The organism is Caulobacter sp. GW821-FHT09B11 (genome assembly GCF_059418205.1).
In genome coordinates, this window is the sequence record NZ_JBWKPK010000001.1 from 88,894 (window position 1) to 105,632 (window position 16,739).

Consider the following 16,739-nt stretch of genomic DNA (forward strand, 5'->3'; position numbering starts at 1 on the left):
GCGCTAGCGTGAGCATACGCCTACGAGGTCCAGGACGGACCCCGCCGGCCGCGCCCTCCCCGATCCCGACCAGAGAAAGCCAGACGCCATGCTCCGTCCCCTTCTTCTCGCCGCCACGGGCCTGCTGGCCCTGGCGGCGGCGAGCGCCGCTCCGGCCGCTGACCTGATAGATCCGGCCGCCATCCACGCCCGCGTCCTGGTGCTCGACAGCCACGTGGACGTGGCCCAGGACCTGGGCGTCGGCGCCCACGAGGCGGCCGTCGACGGCGACGGTCAGGTCGACCTGCCCAAGCTGGAACGCGGCGGCGTCGATGCGGCGGTGCTGGCGGTGTTCGTCTCGCAAGGCCCGCGCACGCCGGAAGGCTACGCCAAGGCCCGCAAGGACGCCGACGCCAAGCTGGCCGCCATCCGCGGGATCGCCCAGCGCCATCCCGACCGCGCCCTGCTGGCCCTGAAGGCCGATGACGTCGAGGCCGCCGCCAAGGCCGGCAAGCGGGCGATCATCGTCGGCTTCCTCAACGCCTATCCGTTCGGCGAAGACCTGGCGCCGATCGACGCCTATTACGCCGCGGGCGTGCGCAGCTTCGGCTTCGTCCACGCCGGCAACAACGCCTTCGCCGACTCCTCGCGCCCCAGCGGCGGGACCAAGGTCGAGTGGGGCGGGCTGTCGCCGCTGGGCAAGCGGGCGGTGGCCAGGCTCAACGACCTGGGCGTGATCATCGACATCTCGCAGCTGACGCCGGACGGGGTGAAGCAGATGCTGGCGCTCAGCCGCGCGCCGGTCGTGGCCAGCCACTCGGGCGTGCAGGGCGTGGTCGACAGCCCGCGCAACCTGTCGGACGCCGAGCTCGACGCCATCGCCGCCAAGGGCGGGGTCGTGCAGATCGTCGCCTTCGGTCCCTATCTCGTGAAACCCGGCCCCGACTTCCCGCCGAAAGTCGCGGCCCTGCGCGCGCAATACGCCCTGCCCGTCGCCTATGTCCGCCCCGCCGACGGGACCGAGGCGCTGACGCCCGACAAGCGGCTGGACTACAGCCACGCCGTCAACGCCCTGCTGCCCAAGGCGACGGTGAAGGACCTGGCCAATTCCGTCGACTACGCCGTCAAGCGCGTCGGGATCGACCATGTGGGCCTTTCGTCGGACTTCAACCACGGCGGCGGCGTCGTCGGCTGGAGCAACGAGGGCGAGGCCGCCAACGTCACCGCCGAACTGGTGCGGCGCGGCTATTCCGAGGCCGACATCGCCAAGCTGTGGGGCGGCAACTACCTGCGCGTCTTCCGCGCCGTCGAGAAGGCCGCCAAGCGCTAGACCTCGAACGCCGCCGGTTCAGTTGCCGCGATCCGCAACCAACTTTTCCGGCGGCGTCATTTCTCCGAACGCCGCGCGCTGGTCTTGGTGATCTTCAAGAGACACCAGGGAATCCAGCCTTGACCTACACCCCCGACAACGCCCGGCCGATGATCGTCGGCCAGCCCGTCCTCGTCGTCATCGACGTGCAGAAGGGCTCGTTCATGGACTGGCCCGCGTCGGAGCGCCTGCCGCTGCTGCCCGACCGGGTCGAGCGCATGCACCGCGTGCGCACCCTGGTCGACGCCGCCCGCGCCGCCGACATCCCGGTTGTGTTCTTCAAGGAAGTGCACCGCCCCAACATGATCGACTTCGGCCGCGAACTGGACGGCCGCGAGGACGTGCACTGCATCGAGACCTCGCCGGGCACCGAGTTCGCCATCGAAGAACTGGGCATCGTCGAGGGCGATTACCTGCTGGCCAAGCGCCGCTACTCCTGCTTCTACGGCACCGAGCTGGAGATCCTGCTCAAGGGCCTGAAGGCCGAAACGTTGATCCTCTGCGGCGGTTTCACCGACGTCTGCGTGCACTACACCTTCGTCGACGGCCACCAGGGCGACTACTACTGCCGCGTGGTCGAGGACTGCGTGACGGCCTCGTCGACGCCGGCCCACGACGCGGCCCTGAACGCCATGGAATACATGCAGACGGGCGCGCGCCGGATGTCGGACGAGATCGTCGAGGCCTTCGCCGCCCTGGCGAAAGTCTCCGCATGAGCACGGCCGATCCCTACGGCGCCCAGGCCCATGCCCGCGCCCAGGGCGGCGCGGTGGTCGAGGCCATGCCCACCCTGCCCGCCTCGGCGGCCAGCGACCTGCCCGAGGGCGTGTCGCCGGACGACATGGTCTGGGCCGAGACGATCGCGGCCGGCGGCTACGCCTCCAAGCAGATCGCCCGCGGGACCCGCCTGCGTCTGACCGACCTGGCCGGCGACGGCTGCGTGTCGATGCTGCTGTTCAACGCCGAGCGTCCGGTCGAGCGGCTGAACGTGGCCGACACCCTGAAGATCCAGTGGAACGGCTATCTCGGCGCCGGCCGCTTCCTGCTGTCGGACATGGGGCGGGCGCTGATGAGCATTCTGGCGGATGACGCCGGCACGCACGACGCCTTCTGCGGCCCGTCGACGCCCTGGAGCATCGCGGCCAGGTACGGCCAGGCCGGCAACTACGGCCCGCATCCGTCGAGCCGCGAGCGGTTCGGCCTGGCGGTCGGCAAGTACGGCCTTGGACGCAAGGACATCCATCCCTGCATCACCTGGTTCAAGGGCGCCAAGGTCGAGGTAGACGGCGCGATCACGCCCCAGGTCGGGCCGTTCGCGCCTGGGCGCAGCCTGCTGCTGCGGGCCGAGATGGACCTGATCGTGGTGCTGGCCAACACCCCCCACGTGATGGACCCGCGCCCCGACTACACGGTCACCCCCGTGCGGGCCCAGGCCTGGCGCGGCCAGGTGGCGCGGGCCGACGACCCGATCCGCACCGGTACGCCGGAGGGCCTGCGCGCCTTCCTGAACGTCGAAGACTACTACGCCCGCTAGGAGGGTCCGATGCGCGAAGACCTCAACACCGCGATCCTCCATGACGAGGTCGTGCCCGCCCGCGCCCCCTGGATGCACGACCTCAAGGCCGGCCAGGCGCTGGAGATCATCGACCTGGAGGGCAACCAGGCGGTCGACTTCCTGATGTACGCCACGGCCGACGACGCCGAACGCTACAGCGCCCAGGACACCATCGCCGCCCAGGGCAACCTGTTCCTGCGCGACGGCGCCGTGCTGCTGTCGAACGAGGGCCGGCCGATGATGCGGATCGTGGCCACCAACGTCGCCTATCACGACACCATCGGCGGGGCCTGCTCGTGCGAGAGCAACACGCTGCGCTATGGCCACCACACCAAGAACCAGCACGCCTGCGTCGACAACTTCCTCGACGCCAACGGCCGGGCCGGCCGCAACAAGCGCGACATGGTCAGCAACATCAACTGGTTCATGAATGTCCCCGTGGAGGCCGACGGCGCCCTGGGCATCGTCGACGGCATCTCGGCGCCGGGCCTGTCGGTGACTTTGCTGGCGGAGATGGACGTCACGGTGGTGGTCTCCAACTGCCCGCAGATCAACAACCCCTGCAACGGCTTCAACCCGACGCCGGTGCGGATGGTGGTGCGGGCGTGACCGCGCGGGCGCTCGCGACCGCCGTCGCCGCCGGCGAGATCACGGCGCTGGAGGCGGCCGACGCCGCCCTGGCCCGCATCGCCGCCTACGACGCCGTCCAGCCGCAGGTCTGGATCGAGCGCCTAGATCCCGAAGCTGTGCGCGACTACGCCCGCGCTGTCGACGTGCGGATCGCGGCTGGAGAAGTTCTCCCGCTGGCCGGCGCGACCTTCGCGATCAAGGACAATATCGACCTGGCCGGCCTTCCGACCACGGCGGGATGTCCTGACTTCGCCTATGCGCCGGAAGCTTCCGCCGAGGTCGTCCAGCGACTGATCGCGGCGGGGGCCATCCCCGTCGGCAAGACCAATCTCGACCAGTTCGCCACCGGCCTGAACGGCACGCGCAGCCCGCACGGCGCGCCGCACTGCGTGTTCAACCGCACATTCGTCAGCGGCGGATCGAGCTCGGGCTCTGCCGTCGCCGTGGCGGCGGGCCTGGTCAACTTCGCCCTGGGCACCGACACCGCCGGCTCGGGCCGGGTGCCCGCCGCGTTCAACAACCTCGTCGGCTTCAAGCCGACCAAGGGCCGCTGGAGCACCACGGGCCTCGTGCCGGCCTGCCGGTCGCTGGACTGCATCAGCGTCTTCACCCACGATCTCGATGACGCGACGCTAGTAGACGCGGTCGCCGCCGGCTTCGACGCGGCCGATCCGTTCTCGCGTCCGCTGGAGGATCGTCCGCGTGTGGCCCGGCGCCTGGGCGTTCCACTGCCCCATCAGCGCAACTTCCTGGGCGATGCGGCCGCTGCTCATCTCTACGAGCAGGCGCTGGAGCGCTTCGCCGCCGACGGCGCGGAGATCGTGCCGATCGACATCGACTTCCTCAGCGAGACCGCCCAACTGCTCTACGGCGGCCCGTGGGTGGCCGAGCGGACGGCCGCGCTGAAGACGATGCTGGCCGAAAAGCCGGACGCCATCGATCCGACGGTGCGGACGATCGTCGAGGCGGGCCTTGGCGTCACCGCCGTCGAGCTGTTCGAAGGCGAATACCGGCTGAAAGCCCTGGCTCGCCAGGCAGAAGCTATGTGGGACGAGATCGACCTGCTGGTCCTGCCCACGGCCCCGACCGCCTTCCGCATCGCCGAGATGAAGGCCGAGCCGATCCGGCTGAACGCGGCGCTGGGCCTCTACACCAACTTCGTCAACCTGCTCGACATGAGCGCCCTGGCCGTGCCGGCGGGATTCCGGGGCGGCGATGTCGGCTTCGGCGTCACCCTGATCGGACCGGCCCACGCCGACCGCGCGCTGATCGAAGCGGCTCGCCCCTACATCGCGCGGCTCGATGCGCCCGCTCCCGCCCTCGACCTTGGAGACAAGATGGAAACCGTCACCCTCGCCGTCGTGGGCGCCCACCTGCAAGGCATGCCGCTGCACTGGCAGCTGACCTCGCGCAACGCCCGCTTCCTGGGCGAGGCCAAGACGGCCGACAGCTACCGCCTCTACGCCATCGCCAACTCGACCCCGCCCAAGCCGGCGCTCGTGCATGCCGAAGGCGGCGCACCGATCGCCGTGGAGCTCTATGAGCTGGATCTGGCGGCCTTCGGCAGCTTCACCGCCGAGGTGCCGGCACCGCTGGCCATCGGCTCGGTGACCCTGGATGACGGCCGCACGGTGAAGGGGTTCGTGGCCGAACCCCGCGCGCTGGACGGGGCGAGCGAGATCACCGGCTTCGGCGGCTGGCGGGCCTATATCGCCAGCCTTTGAGCCGCCTGCTCCTCCATCCGTAAAACCCCCGCGAAAGCGGGGGCCCAGGTGTTTTATCGTCAAGCGCCTTGGGTTTCAGAAAAGCCTGGGTCCCCGCTTTCGCGGGGATTTTGCGGTTTAAGGGGAGCCCTCAGCCCTCCGGATCCTGCAACGGCCCCGGCGGAACCAGGCTCGGACACAGGTTGGCCACCGGCTTGTCGTGCAGCACCTTCTCGACGAAGGCAGGCGAGTCCGCACGAGAGCGCATGACCGCGCTGCCGTGAGTGGCGTGCGGGTAGTAACGCCATTCGACGGTGTTCCCGGCCGCGCACATGGCCGAGACGAAGTTGTACTGGCTGACGGTCTGGGCGTCGGAATCGGCCAGGCCCGTGCCGACGAACACCGGGGTCGGGATCTTCACGTCCGGAAAGTCGCTCAAGGCGTCGGCCCGCGCCTCCAGCGCGTCGATCGGCCGGCTGTAGAGCTTTGAGACCGGCAGAGCGATCTCGCGGGCGAAGGTGCGCAGGCCGCCCATGCAGGTGGTCTGGGCCTTTTCCAGCAGCGGGCGGCCCGCTTCGGCGATGTAGTCCTCGGCGCGGATACCCTGCGGGTCGAGCGAGCGCACCGTGCCCAGGAAGTAGAGGATCTCGTAGGCCGCGTTCCCGCCGGCGTCGCGGTCGGTATAGAGGCTGGGGACCTCTTCCTGCGGCGCGCCCCGGGTGTTGTTGGTGTGGGCCACCACGCCCGTGGCTACCGTGCCCTTGATCTTCAGGTCCGGAGCATAGGTCGGCGCCCAATAGGCGGCGGCCAGGGCCGCGCCCGAGCCTTGCGACTGGCCCATGGTCACCACCTTGTTGGCCAGCTGGCCCGGATAGGCCTGCAGCGCCGCCCGCACGCTGTCGAGCACGGCGAGGCCCTCGGACCGCGACTGCAGGTACGGATGCGGACCGGGCGTGCCGAGGCCCGCATAGTCGGTGGCGACGATGGCGTAGCCGGCCTCCAGCCAGGCCGACAAGTACTGCTGGTCGCGCTCGGAGCGCGGCATGAACGACGGAGCGCAGACGTCGGCGACGCCCGTGGTGCCATGGGCCCAGGCGATCACCGGCCAGCCGCCGGCCGGCGGCGCGCCCTTGGGGAAGAAGACCGCGCCGGAGACCGTGACCATCTTCTTGGCGTCCAGCCAGTCGGTGGAGCTGTAGAGGATGCGCTCGGCCCGGCCGGCGCCGGCCAGCGCGTCCTCGGCGGGCAGGACCTCTCGCCTCAGCATCATGCCCGGTAGCGACGGCGTCGCGCCGGTCCAGCGATAGAAGGGCGTGACCCCGCCATCTCCGGCCCACCGATCGGCCGAGGGCGGAACGGGTTGCGCCATGACCGGTCCGGTGACCATGGCCGCGGCCGCGAGAAGGCAGGAAAGACGGGTTCGAAGCATCGGCGGCGGATCCTGGCAGGCGCGAAGGCGCGGTTTCGACGCCCAGCCCGATCGATCGCCTTAGTTGCCGAAAGCGGAAAGATCGCCTTTCCCGGCCGGTCGCCCGCTCGTCGCGTGACGGTCGCCGAACGACGAGTTTTCGCCCGCGACGCATCCCGCGCAAAATTCAGGCGCCGGCCATCAGCTTTTCAGCAAACCCCAGGGATTTCCGGTTTCTAGCCGCCGGCGATCTCAGCCCCCTCCCGCCCGGTGCTATTGCGGACAGGCGTCGAGCGTGGATCGCGAGCATCAGATTGCGTCGCTTCCCCGGTCGTCGGGAATGCCCGCATGGGCAATCATTGTTGTCGGACGAGCCAAGTATGGAACTGGGTCTGAAGCGTTTCACCGGCCGGGTCAGCGACAACGACCTGCGTCTGCTGCGCACCTTCGCCACGGTGGTCAAGCACGGCGGCTTCGTCGCCGCCGAGTCCGAGTTGCAGATCGGCCTGCCGTCGATCAGCCGCTACATCAAGGACCTGGAGATCCGCCTGGGCGCGCGGCTGTGCGAGCGCGGCCGGCGCGGCTTCACCCTGACCGCCGAGGGCGCGCGGGTGCACGAGGCCTGTGAGAAGCTGTTCGACGAACTCGACCTGTTCGAGGCCCGGGTGCGCGACATCCACGCCAGCCCCGCGGGCGCCATCCGCATCGGCATGGTCGACGCCCTGGTCGGCGATCCCAACTTCCGCCTGCCCGAGGTGTTCGACGGCTACAAGGCGGCCTATCCGAACGTGCACTTCAACATCTCGACCACGACCTCGAACCTGATCGAGCAGGCGGTGATCGAGAACAATCTCGACGTCGGCGTGGTGTTCGAGCGCCGGCCGATGGAGCAGTTGCGCTACCACTTCCTCTACGAGGAGGTCAGCTGGCTCTACTGCACCGAGGACCACCCGGCCTGGCGTCTGCGCGCCCATGACGACCGGGTCGACCTGGAGGACATCGCCTCCTACGACTTCGTCGGCTACCCGTTCGAGCACGAGATGGAGCGCCTGGGAGTCAGCGGCCTGCTCAAGCGCACGGCGACGGTCACGCACATGGAGTCGATCGCCATGATGATCGCCTCGGGCCGCTATCTGGGCTTCCTGACCGAGCACCAGGTCGCGGGCATGGGCGGCGGCAAGCGCTTCCACAAGGTCGCGCCGGAGACCTTCTCCTACGCCAGCAAGATCTCGGTGATCACCCGCCAGGGCCATCCGCCGCCGCTGGTCGCGGCCTTCATCCAGCAGGTCGAGGCGGCCCGCGCCCGGGTGAACTGAAAACCGGGGTGAACGAAGAAGGGGGCGCTCCGCGAGGAGCGCCCCCTTCCTGTTTAGGCAGTGCGTGGTCCTCGTCCTTCGACAAGCTCAGGATGAGGACCACTTAGACGCCGCGGATCAGTAGCAAACCTCACCCTGAGCCTGTCGAAGGGCGAGGTTTCCTTTCATCAGAACTTCGCCTTCACGTTCAGGCCCACGGTGCGCGGACGCAGCGCCAGGCCCTGGGTGACGAACAGAACCGAGGGCTTCTGGATGATGGTGTCCTCGTTCAGCAGGTTCTTGGCGAACAGCGACAGCTGGATGTCGGCGACGTCCACGCCGATGCTGGCGTCGACCAGATCGTAGGACGGACGGCGATAGTCCTTGCTGGTGGTCGAGTAGGAGCCGTAGCTCTCGCCCGTGTGCGACCAGTTCACGCTGGCGAAGCCGTCGATGCGGTCGGTGATCGCATGGTCGTAGTCGAAGCCCACCGAGAAGGTGTTCTCCGGCGTGCCCAGCAGCTTGGAGCCGTCGACCGCGCCGGTGCCCTTGGCGGCCTGCGTGATCTTGGCGTCGGTGATCGCGCCAGACAAGTTCAGCGTCAGGTTGTCGGTCAGGGCCGCGCGCAGTTCGAACTCGCCGCCCTGGCTGCGGGCGTCGCCGGCGTTGCCGGTGATCACCGAGCCGCAGGTCGACAGCCGCACCGACTGCTGGACGTTCTTCCAGTCGATGTAGAAGGCCGAAGCGTTGAAGGTCACACGACCGTCGAACAGGCGGGTCTTGGCGCCGCCCTCGTAGCTCCACAGGCTGTCGGGCCGGTAGCTCTTGGCGTCGGAGAGGCCGAGGCTGCGCACGTCGGCCGCGCAGAACGAGGTCAGGGCGTTGTTCTGACCGCCCAGGCGGAAGCCCTTGGCGGCGTTGGCGTACAGCGACACCGACTTGAACGCCTCATAGGTCACCGCGAACTTCGGCGTCAGCGGGGCCGAGCGGGTGGACGCATCGTCATGGGCCGGCGCGCCGTCGGCCAGCCAGCCGCCCTCCTCCAGCGCATATTGGCTGGACGCCTTGACCTGGCGCAGGCCGAAGGTCGCTTTCAGACGGTCGGTGACCTTGAACGAGCCCTCGGCGAAGAGGGCCATCTGGTTGTTGCGGCGCACCGAGTTGAAGTAGCCGATCAGGCCGCCCGGCGTGGCGTAGCCCAGGGCGTCCTGCGTCGTCGTGCCCAGTTCGGAGGCGACGGCGGCGTCCAGGCCCAGCACGTACTCGTGGTCGAGGCTGGTGATCTTCTGCTTGGCGAAATAGGCGCCGACCTGCCACTCGTAGCGCTTGCCGCTCTCGGCCAGCGACGGCGAGGCCAGGCGGAATTCCTGGCTGTAGGTGGCCACCGCGTCCTTGTTGCGCATGATCCCCGGCAGGGCGGCGATCGTTTCGTAGGTGTCGCCATAGCTGTCGTCGAGGACGCTGGCGACGTATTCGCTGTCGTAGATCGAGCCGTCGAACTGGCGCTCGAAGCTGCGATAGGCGTAGCCGCTGATCGAGGTGAAGGTCAGGTCGCCGAAGCGCTTCTCGACCGTCACGCTGGGCGCGAACAGGGTGTCCTGGCTGGGCTCGCGCACCGGGCGGTTCTCCTGGAACTTGCCCAGCGACAGCTTGGTGATGCCGGTGTCGTCGGCGTCGGTCTGCTGCCACTGCACGGTCGAGCTGACCTTCAGGTCGTCGGTCGGCTCCCACAGGAAGCTGGCGCGCAGGGCCGTGGTGCGCTCGGCGTCGACGTTCTTGTTGTCGACGACGCCGGCCGAATTGACGTGGTCGACGAAGCCGCTCTGGTACTCGCGCTGCACGGCCAGGCGGAAGGCCGCGTTCTCGCCCACGGGGACGTTGATCATGCCGCCGAACAGATAGTTCACGCCGCCTTCGTCGGTGCTCGAGACCTCGCCCTCGGCGCTGCTCTCATAGCCGCCCAGCTTCGGCGTCCTGGTGATGAAGCGCAGGGTGCCGCCCAGCGAGCTGTCGCCGTAGAGCGTGCCCTGCGGCCCGCGCAGCACTTCGACGTGGTCGAGGTCGAACAGCCGCGGCAGGGTCACGCCGGTGAAGAACTGGTTGGGGATCGTCAGAGACACGTCGTTCAGATAGACGCCGACCGTCGCCGAGCCTTGCGACGAACTGATGCCGCGCAGGCTGATGCGCGACAGGCCGCTGTTGCCGGTGTTGCTGAACGACAGGCCCGGCGTGCTGCGGGCGAGATCGGCGTAATTGGCCACGTGCTGCTTGGCCAGTTGGTCGCCGGTCAGGACGCTGATGCTCAGCGGCACGTCGCGCACGTTCTCGGAACGCTTCTGGGCGGTGACGACCAGTTCAGGCACGACGTTGTCTTCGGCCGGCGTAGCGTTCGTCTGGGCCCAGGCGAGCGCCGGCGACACGGCGGCCAGCATGCCGGCGGCCATCAAGCTCGCCTTCAGGCCGCGCTTGCGTCGGCGAGCCGTCACGAAATCCGAATACATCACGATTATCCCCTTGAGCTTGAAAGCCTTCGGACGGGCCTGGCCTCTTGATCGAGGGTGCTGCGAGCGCGGGTTCCTGGCGCTTTCCTCCTCCCGGAAAGGCCGCCCGCGTCTCGCTCAAGCCGGTCTCCATGCGAGGATTTGGCAGGAGCCCGCCAGCGAGAATGTCGCGTTGCACAATGATGGTTGCGCGAATTTGGAAGTGAACGGCGCAGCTTCCCAAGCGGGCCAGCGGTTCGTTACGCGGCCCGCCAAGCATGGTTGCGCAGAACGACATCTACCCACGACACGCGCCGTGGTTCGTCGGAGGGGTCAGAGACTCCCACGGAACCAACATGGCCGACGCCGCTATCGCCGACGCAACCACCGCACCGGCCCCTTCGAAGGTGTCCAGCCGGGCCTGGATCGTGCTGGCCATGCTGACCCTGGTCTATACCTTCAGCTGGATCGACCGCTTCCTGCTGATCATCCTGGTCGACCCGATCAGCCGCGACCTGAAGGTCTCCAACACCGAGATCGGCCTGCTGACGGGCTTCGGCTCGTCCCTGCTCTACTCGCTGGCGGGCTTTCCAATCGCGCGCCTGGCCGACAAGGGCTCGCGCCGGGCGATCATCGCCGCCGCCATCGGAACCTGGAGCACGCTGACGGTGATCAGCGGCTTCGTGGGCAATTTCATGGGCCTTGCTTTGGCGCGGTTCGGTATCGCGGTCTCATCGGCCGGCTGCTCGCCGGCCGCCTATTCCCTGATCTCCGACTATTTCCCGCAGGCCCGGCGCGGGGCGGCCATCGCCGTCTACAGCCTGGGCATCTCGATCGGCATGTGGGCGGGCCTGACCTTCGGCGGCGTGCTGGAGGACCATTTCGGCTGGCGCAGCGCCTTTCTGATCGTCGGTTTTCCGGGGATGATCGTGGCGGCGCTGTTCTTCCTGATCGTGCGCGAGCCGCCGCGCGGAACCTTCGACGCCGCCACCGAGGAGAACGCCCGCCAGTACTCGCTGAAGGAAGCCGCCGGCCACATCGTCAGCCACCCCTGCTTCCTGCCGATCGCCCTGGGCTTTGCCTTGATCTCGGCTTCGGCCAGCGCCTTCGAGAACTGGGTGCCGACCTACATGATCCGCGTGCAGCACATGAGCTCGACCGAGGTCGGTTCGCTGAGCGGGCTGCTGCAGGGCGTCACCGGCTTCGTCGGCACCCTGATCTTCGGCTTCGCCGCCGACCGCCTGGGAGGCCGCGACGCCCGCTGGTACCTGTGGTTGCCGATGATCGGCATCGGCGTCATGGGGCCTGCGATCCTTCTGTTCTTCCAGACCAGCGGACCGACCGCCTATCTCTGCTACTTCATCGCCGAACTGGCCGGCTCGGCCTTCTCGGCCCCGCTGTTCGCCGCCGGCCAGATGCTGCTGCCGCCTCGCCTGCGCGCCGTCGGCATGGCCAGCATGCTGTTCGTGCTCAACGTCATCGGCATGGGCGTGGGCCCGTTCCTGACCGGCTGGCTCAGCGACCTGTTCGTCGCCCGCGGCGCGGCCGACGGCCTGGCCTCGTCGATCTCGTTGATGCAGCTCAGCGCGGTGGCCGGCGGCGCCTGCCTGGTGTTCGCCGCCGCCCGGCTGAAGCGCTCGATCCCGGCCTGACCGATCCGGCTCAGGTCTCGATCGGGAGGAACGGCTTGGTGTTGGGGTAGATCAGCTCCACCGGCGGCTCGCCCTCGCCCGGCTTCTTCATGCCGTAGCCGTTCACCGGCTGCGAGCGGTTGATCCAGGCGGTGTAGTAGAGGTGGTCCGAGCGGGGGTCGTCGGTGTTGGGATGCAGCAGGATCGTCAGCCCCAGGCTGTTGAGCTGCAGCCACGGCAGCAGCACGTGCAGCAGGTCGTTGGTGAAGCCGAAGTAGAACGACGGCGTCACGTGCGGTCCGCGCGGCGTCAGGTTCCAGTCGCCCAGTTCGACGGCGAACCGCTCAGACACCCAGCGGCGCAGCAGCGCGGCCTTCTGGTAGGTGTCCTCGTCGAAATAGACGTGGGCGTGATAGCTCTTGATGTCGGTATAGGCCCGGGGATGATCGGGCAGCGGCGCCTCGCCCGGCCGGATCGAGACCGGCTGAGCCGTGGCCTGTTTGTAGGTTTCGTAGCCCCAGGGGCTCTTGCCCCCGGCCGGAGCGCGCGGCTGGCGCGCGGGCGGCGGAACCTTGGAGGCCTCCTCCGCCTTGCCCACGCCCGGCGCGGCGAGACCCGCGGCCGCGGCGACCACCCCGCCCGCCAGCAGCAGGTTGCGGCGCTGGATCTCCGGCTCGTCGTGCGTCACGGCGCGGGCGGAAGGGGTCGGATCGCTCATCGGAACACTCGCGGGAACTAAGCTTGGCTGAGGATATCCAGCGCCCGTTTGCATCCTCGTCGCAATTGAGATTGAATTAGTAGGAATTTAGAAAAGCTGGCGACTTGGCCATTCGCGTCTATCTAGAGGGCGCTTGCGCGCCCGCTCGCTCGACAGCCCAAGATCCGTCCGTGTCCCTACGTCTGCTCCGTCCCGTCTCGCCGTCCACGCCTCCCGACCGAAAGACGGACGCGTGACCAGGCTGAGGCGGCGAGGCCTGGCGTCGATCAATTCCGAGATCCGCGACGGCATCGTTCCCGCCGCCGACGGCGTCACCCGCGCGCCCGATGCGCCGGCGATCGACGACCGCAAGCGACCGCCCTACCGCCTCGTCGCCGTCATCATCGCCTGCGCCCTCTTCATGGAGCAGATGGACGCCACGGTGCTGGCCACCGCCTTGCCGACCATGGCCCGCGACTTCGGCGTGCCCGCCCCCAGCCTGAGTTCGGCCCTCACCGCCTACCTCCTGGCCCTGGCGATCTTCATCCCGGCCAGCGGACGCCTGGCCGACCGCTTCGGCTCCAAGACCGTGTTCCGCCTGGCCATCGCCGTCTTCGTCGCCGGCTCGGTGCTGTGCGGCCAGGCGACCAGCCTGCCGATGCTGATCCTCGCCCGCTTCCTGCAGGGGATCGGCGGGGCGATGATGATCCCGATCGGCCGGCTGGTGCTGCTGCGGTCGGTGGCCAAGCAGGACATGGTCTCGGCGATGTCGTGGCTGATCATCCCGGCCCTGATCGGCCCGATCCTGGGTCCGCCGATCGGCGGCTTCATCGTCACCTATCTGGACTGGCGCTGGATCTTCTACCTGAACATCCCGATCGGCGTGCTGGGCATCGTGCTGGTCACGCTGTTCATCGACGAGGTGCGCGGCGAGACGCCGGTGCGGGCCGATCCCGTCGGCTTCCTGCTGTCGGGCGCCTCGTTGGGCTGCCTGCTGTTCGGTTTCGAGATGACCAGCCGCAGCGGCGAGCTGCCCCAGGCCCTGGCGCTGATCGCCGTCGGCCTGGTCGCAGGCGCGCTCTACCTGCGCCACGCCCGCCGGCGCGCCGACCCGATCCTCGACCTGTCGCTGATGGCCGTGCCCTCGTTCCGGCTGTCGGTGATCGGCGGCTCGCTGACCCGCATCACCCAGGGCGCCCAGCCGTTCCTGCTGCCTCTGATGCTGCAGCTGGGCTTCGGCATGAGCGCGGCGGCCAGCGGCACGATCACCATCGCCGGGGCCATCGGCTCGCTGGCGATGAAGAGCCTGGCCCCGCGCATCCTGCGCCGCTTCGGCTTTCGCAACAGCATGATCGTCGGCGGCCTGGCGGCCAGCGCCGGCTACGTGGTCTGCGGCCTGTTCCGCCCCGAATGGCCGATCTGGCTGATCTTCCTGACCCTGATGGTCAGCGGCTTCTGCATGTCGTTCCAGTTCACCGCCTACAACACCATCGCCTATGACGAGATCCCGCCCGAGCGGATGAGCGCGGCGACCAGCTTCTACGCCACCTTCCAGCAACTGATGCTGTCGCTGGGGGTCTGCGCCGGGGCCCTGGCCCTGCACGTCGGCATGCTGGCGGGCGACCACGCCTCGCCGCGGCTGGCCGACTTCACCCTGGCCTTCCTGATCGTCACGGCGATCTCGGCCTCCGCGACGATCTGGAACCGTCGCTTCGCTCCCGACGCCGGCGCCGACCTCAGCGGACAGCGCCAGCGCGGCTAGCTGTCGCCAACCGGCTCAAGTTGTTCTTCAGATACCAGACAACGATTTTCGCGACGCTGCTGCACGGTCGGCCGCAATCATCATATCAATAGAGAGCCTGCCGCTATCGATAAGCGACACACGTCGCCGTGACGCCGCGTCAGCTCTGCACAACTTTCGATCGACATCCACGGTCGCGACAATAGACAACGTTGTCACAACTTCCGCCGACTATCTATTCAAATTCATGACGTTATGTTGCCCGCCAAGGCTGCCGACAGTGCGCCAAACCTTGCAGCAGGACGAGACATGCCCCATCAGGAAGCAGCCGGCGCGCAAGCGCCGCCGACCAGACACGCGCGCCTATTGGCCTGGGTCGACGAGATCGCGGCCCTCACAAAACCCGCCGCCATCCACTGGTGCGACGGCTCCGACGCCGAATGGACGGCGCTGACCGACGTGCTGGTCGCCTCCGGTACGCTCAAGCGGCTGAACCCGGCGCTTCGCCCCAACTCGTTCCACGCCGCCTCCGATCCGCGCGACGTGGCCCGGGTCGAGAGCCGCACCTTCATCTGCTCGCGGGAAGAGGCCGACGCCGGCCCGACCAACAACTGGCGCGACCCCGGCGAGATGCGCCAGACGCTGAACGGCCTCTTCGACGGCTGCATGCGCGGGCGCACGATGTATGTCGTGCCCTTCTCGATGGGGCCGGTCGGCTCGCCGATCAGCGCCCTGGGCGTGGAGATCACCGACAGCGCCTATGTCGCCGTCTCGATGCGGGTCATGACCCGCATGGGCCGCCAGGCCCTGGAGGCGCTGGGCGAGGACGGCTTCTTCGTGCCGGCGGTGCATACGCTCGGCGCGCCGCTGGGGCCAGGCGAGCAGGACGTCGCCTGGCCGTGCAACGACGAGAAATACATCGTCCACTTCCCCGAAAGCCGCGAGATCTGGTCCTACGGCTCGGGCTACGGCGGCAACGCCCTCCTGGGCAAGAAGTGCTACGCCCTGCGCATCGCCTCGGTGATGGCCCGCGACGAGGGCTGGCTGGCCGAGCACATGCTGATCCTCAAGCTGACCTCGCCGACCGGCCAGGTGCGCTACGTGGCCGCCGCCTTCCCCAGCGCCTGCGGCAAGACCAACATGGCCATGCTGCAACCCACCCTGCCGGGCTGGAAGGCCGAGACCGTGGGCGACGACATCTGCTGGATGCGCTTCGGCGTGGACGGCCGGCTCTACGCCATCAATCCGGAAGCCGGCTTCTTCGGCGTGGCCCCGGGCACGGGCGCCAGGACCAACCAGAACGCCGTCGACACCCTGCACGCCAACTGCGTCTACACCAACGTAGCGCTGACCGCCGACGGCGACGTCTGGTGGGAAGGCCTGACCGACGCGCCGCCGGAAGGCCTGACCGACTGGAGGGGCCGCGCCTGGAACCCCGAGCTCGGCGAGCCCGCCGCCCATCCGAACGCCCGCTTCGCCGTACCCGCCGGCCAGTGCCCGGCCATCGCCGACGAATGGGAAGACCCGGCCGGCGTGCCGATCTCGGCCATCCTGTTCGGCGGTCGCCGCGCCAGCGCCGTGCCGCTGGTCACCGAGGCCTTCGACTGGGAGCACGGCGTGTTCCTGGCCTCCAACGTCGCCTCGGAGGGCACGGCCGCGGCCGAGAACCGGATTGGCGAGCTGCGCCGCGACCCGTTCGCCATGCTGCCCTTCTGCGGCTACAACATGGGTGACTATTTCGGCCACTGGCTGAAGGTCGGGGCCGGCGCCGATCCGGCCAAGCTGCCCCGCATCTACTTCGTCAACTGGTTCCGCAAGGACGAGGGCGGCCGGTTCGTCTGGCCCGGCTTCGGCGACAACAGCCGTGTGCTCAAGTGGATCGTCGAGCGGCTGGAGGGCGAGGCGGGCGCCGTCGACACCCCGATCGGCCGGCTGCCGGGCCGCGAGGACCTCGACCTCGCCGGCCTTGATCTCACCGACGCCCAGCTCGACCTGCTGCTCAGCGTCGATCCCGCGATCTGGCGCGCCGAGGCCGCCCTGATCCCCGAGGCCTACGCCCAGTTCGGCGAGCGACTGCCCCAGGCGCTGTGGGATCAGCTCGACGCCTTGCGGGCGCGGCTGGCCACGGCGGTTTCACCGGTCAGGGTCCTCGAGACGGCCTGACCTCGTTTCGGGCGGCGCGCCGATGCGCCGCCCCTCCTCCAACCCAACGGCCGCCGTAAGCGCGCCGAGGATCATCCATGCCCTCAGA

The 16,739-nt window shown here is 68.7% G+C and carries 12 protein-coding genes; 9 read left to right on the top strand and 3 right to left on the bottom strand.

From position 1 onward, the window contains the following. Positions 1 to 88 precede the first annotated feature (88 nt). The 5 genes from AC07N1_RS00340 to atzF all read left to right on the top strand — a co-directional run bounded on the left by AC07N1_RS00340 (position 89) and on the right by atzF (position 5,257). Complete coding sequence (locus tag AC07N1_RS00340) at positions 89 to 1,309, top strand: dipeptidase (protein WP_494669943.1); 1,221 nt, start codon at positions 89 to 91, stop codon at positions 1,307 to 1,309. 119 nt (positions 1,310 to 1,428) lie between these two features. Then, complete coding sequence (locus tag AC07N1_RS00345; RefSeq protein ID WP_494669944.1) at positions 1,429 to 2,064, top strand: cysteine hydrolase family protein; 636 nt, start codon at positions 1,429 to 1,431, stop codon at positions 2,062 to 2,064. Then, entirely contained in the window at positions 2,061 to 2,882 is an 822-nt protein-coding gene (locus AC07N1_RS00350) for an urea amidolyase associated protein UAAP1 (RefSeq protein ID WP_494669945.1), read from the top strand. Before AC07N1_RS00345 ends, AC07N1_RS00350 begins: the two co-directional genes overlap by 4 nt. A 9-nt stretch (positions 2,883 to 2,891) precedes the next feature. Continuing rightward, positions 2,892 to 3,512, top strand: coding sequence for an urea amidolyase associated protein UAAP2 (locus tag AC07N1_RS00355; RefSeq protein ID WP_494669946.1), 621 nt, complete (start codon positions 2,892 to 2,894; stop codon positions 3,510 to 3,512). Continuing rightward, positions 3,509 to 5,257, top strand: coding sequence for an allophanate hydrolase (atzF, locus tag AC07N1_RS00360; protein ID WP_494669947.1), 1,749 nt, complete (start codon positions 3,509 to 3,511; stop codon positions 5,255 to 5,257). The genes AC07N1_RS00355 and atzF overlap by 4 nt, the downstream gene beginning before the upstream one ends. A 130-nt stretch (positions 5,258 to 5,387) precedes the next feature. On the opposite strand, the gene AC07N1_RS00365 is transcribed toward atzF, so the two are convergent. After that, positions 5,388 to 6,665 (bottom strand): lipase family protein, encoded by a 1,278-nt coding sequence (locus tag AC07N1_RS00365; protein ID WP_494669948.1) that lies wholly within the window; start codon positions 6,663 to 6,665, stop codon positions 5,388 to 5,390. 359 nt (positions 6,666 to 7,024) lie between these two features. On the opposite strand from AC07N1_RS00365, the gene AC07N1_RS00370 reads away from it, so the two are divergent. Beyond that, positions 7,025 to 7,960, top strand: coding sequence for a LysR family transcriptional regulator (locus tag AC07N1_RS00370; protein ID WP_487290908.1), 936 nt, complete (start codon positions 7,025 to 7,027; stop codon positions 7,958 to 7,960). Positions 7,961 to 8,127: 167 nt separating this feature from the next. On the opposite strand, the gene AC07N1_RS00375 is transcribed toward AC07N1_RS00370, so the two are convergent. After that, the gene (locus tag AC07N1_RS00375) at positions 8,128 to 10,440 is read right to left on the bottom strand and encodes a TonB-dependent receptor (RefSeq protein WP_494669949.1); all 2,313 of its coding nucleotides are present in this window, start codon (positions 10,438 to 10,440) and stop codon (positions 8,128 to 8,130) included. Between the two features lie 335 nt (positions 10,441 to 10,775). Between AC07N1_RS00375 and AC07N1_RS00380 the strand changes: the two genes are divergently transcribed. After that, entirely contained in the window at positions 10,776 to 12,071 is a 1,296-nt protein-coding gene (locus AC07N1_RS00380; RefSeq protein WP_494669950.1) for a spinster family MFS transporter, read from the top strand. A gap of 10 nt (positions 12,072 to 12,081) precedes the next feature. Here AC07N1_RS00380 and AC07N1_RS00385 read toward each other — a convergent pair whose 3' ends face one another. Then, the gene (locus AC07N1_RS00385) at positions 12,082 to 12,768 is read right to left on the bottom strand and encodes a DOPA 4,5-dioxygenase family protein (RefSeq protein WP_494669951.1); all 687 of its coding nucleotides are present in this window, start codon (positions 12,766 to 12,768) and stop codon (positions 12,082 to 12,084) included. A gap of 232 nt (positions 12,769 to 13,000) precedes the next feature. Here AC07N1_RS00385 and AC07N1_RS00390 point away from each other — a divergent pair, with 232 nt between their 5' ends. Continuing rightward, on the top strand, positions 13,001 to 14,509 hold the full coding sequence (locus tag AC07N1_RS00390) for a DHA2 family efflux MFS transporter permease subunit (protein WP_494669952.1): 1,509 nt from the start codon (positions 13,001 to 13,003) through the stop codon (positions 14,507 to 14,509). A 288-nt stretch (positions 14,510 to 14,797) separates the two neighbouring features. After that, positions 14,798 to 16,651 (top strand): phosphoenolpyruvate carboxykinase (GTP), encoded by a 1,854-nt coding sequence (locus AC07N1_RS00395; protein WP_494669953.1) that lies wholly within the window; start codon positions 14,798 to 14,800, stop codon positions 16,649 to 16,651. Positions 16,652 to 16,739 lie beyond the last annotated feature (88 nt).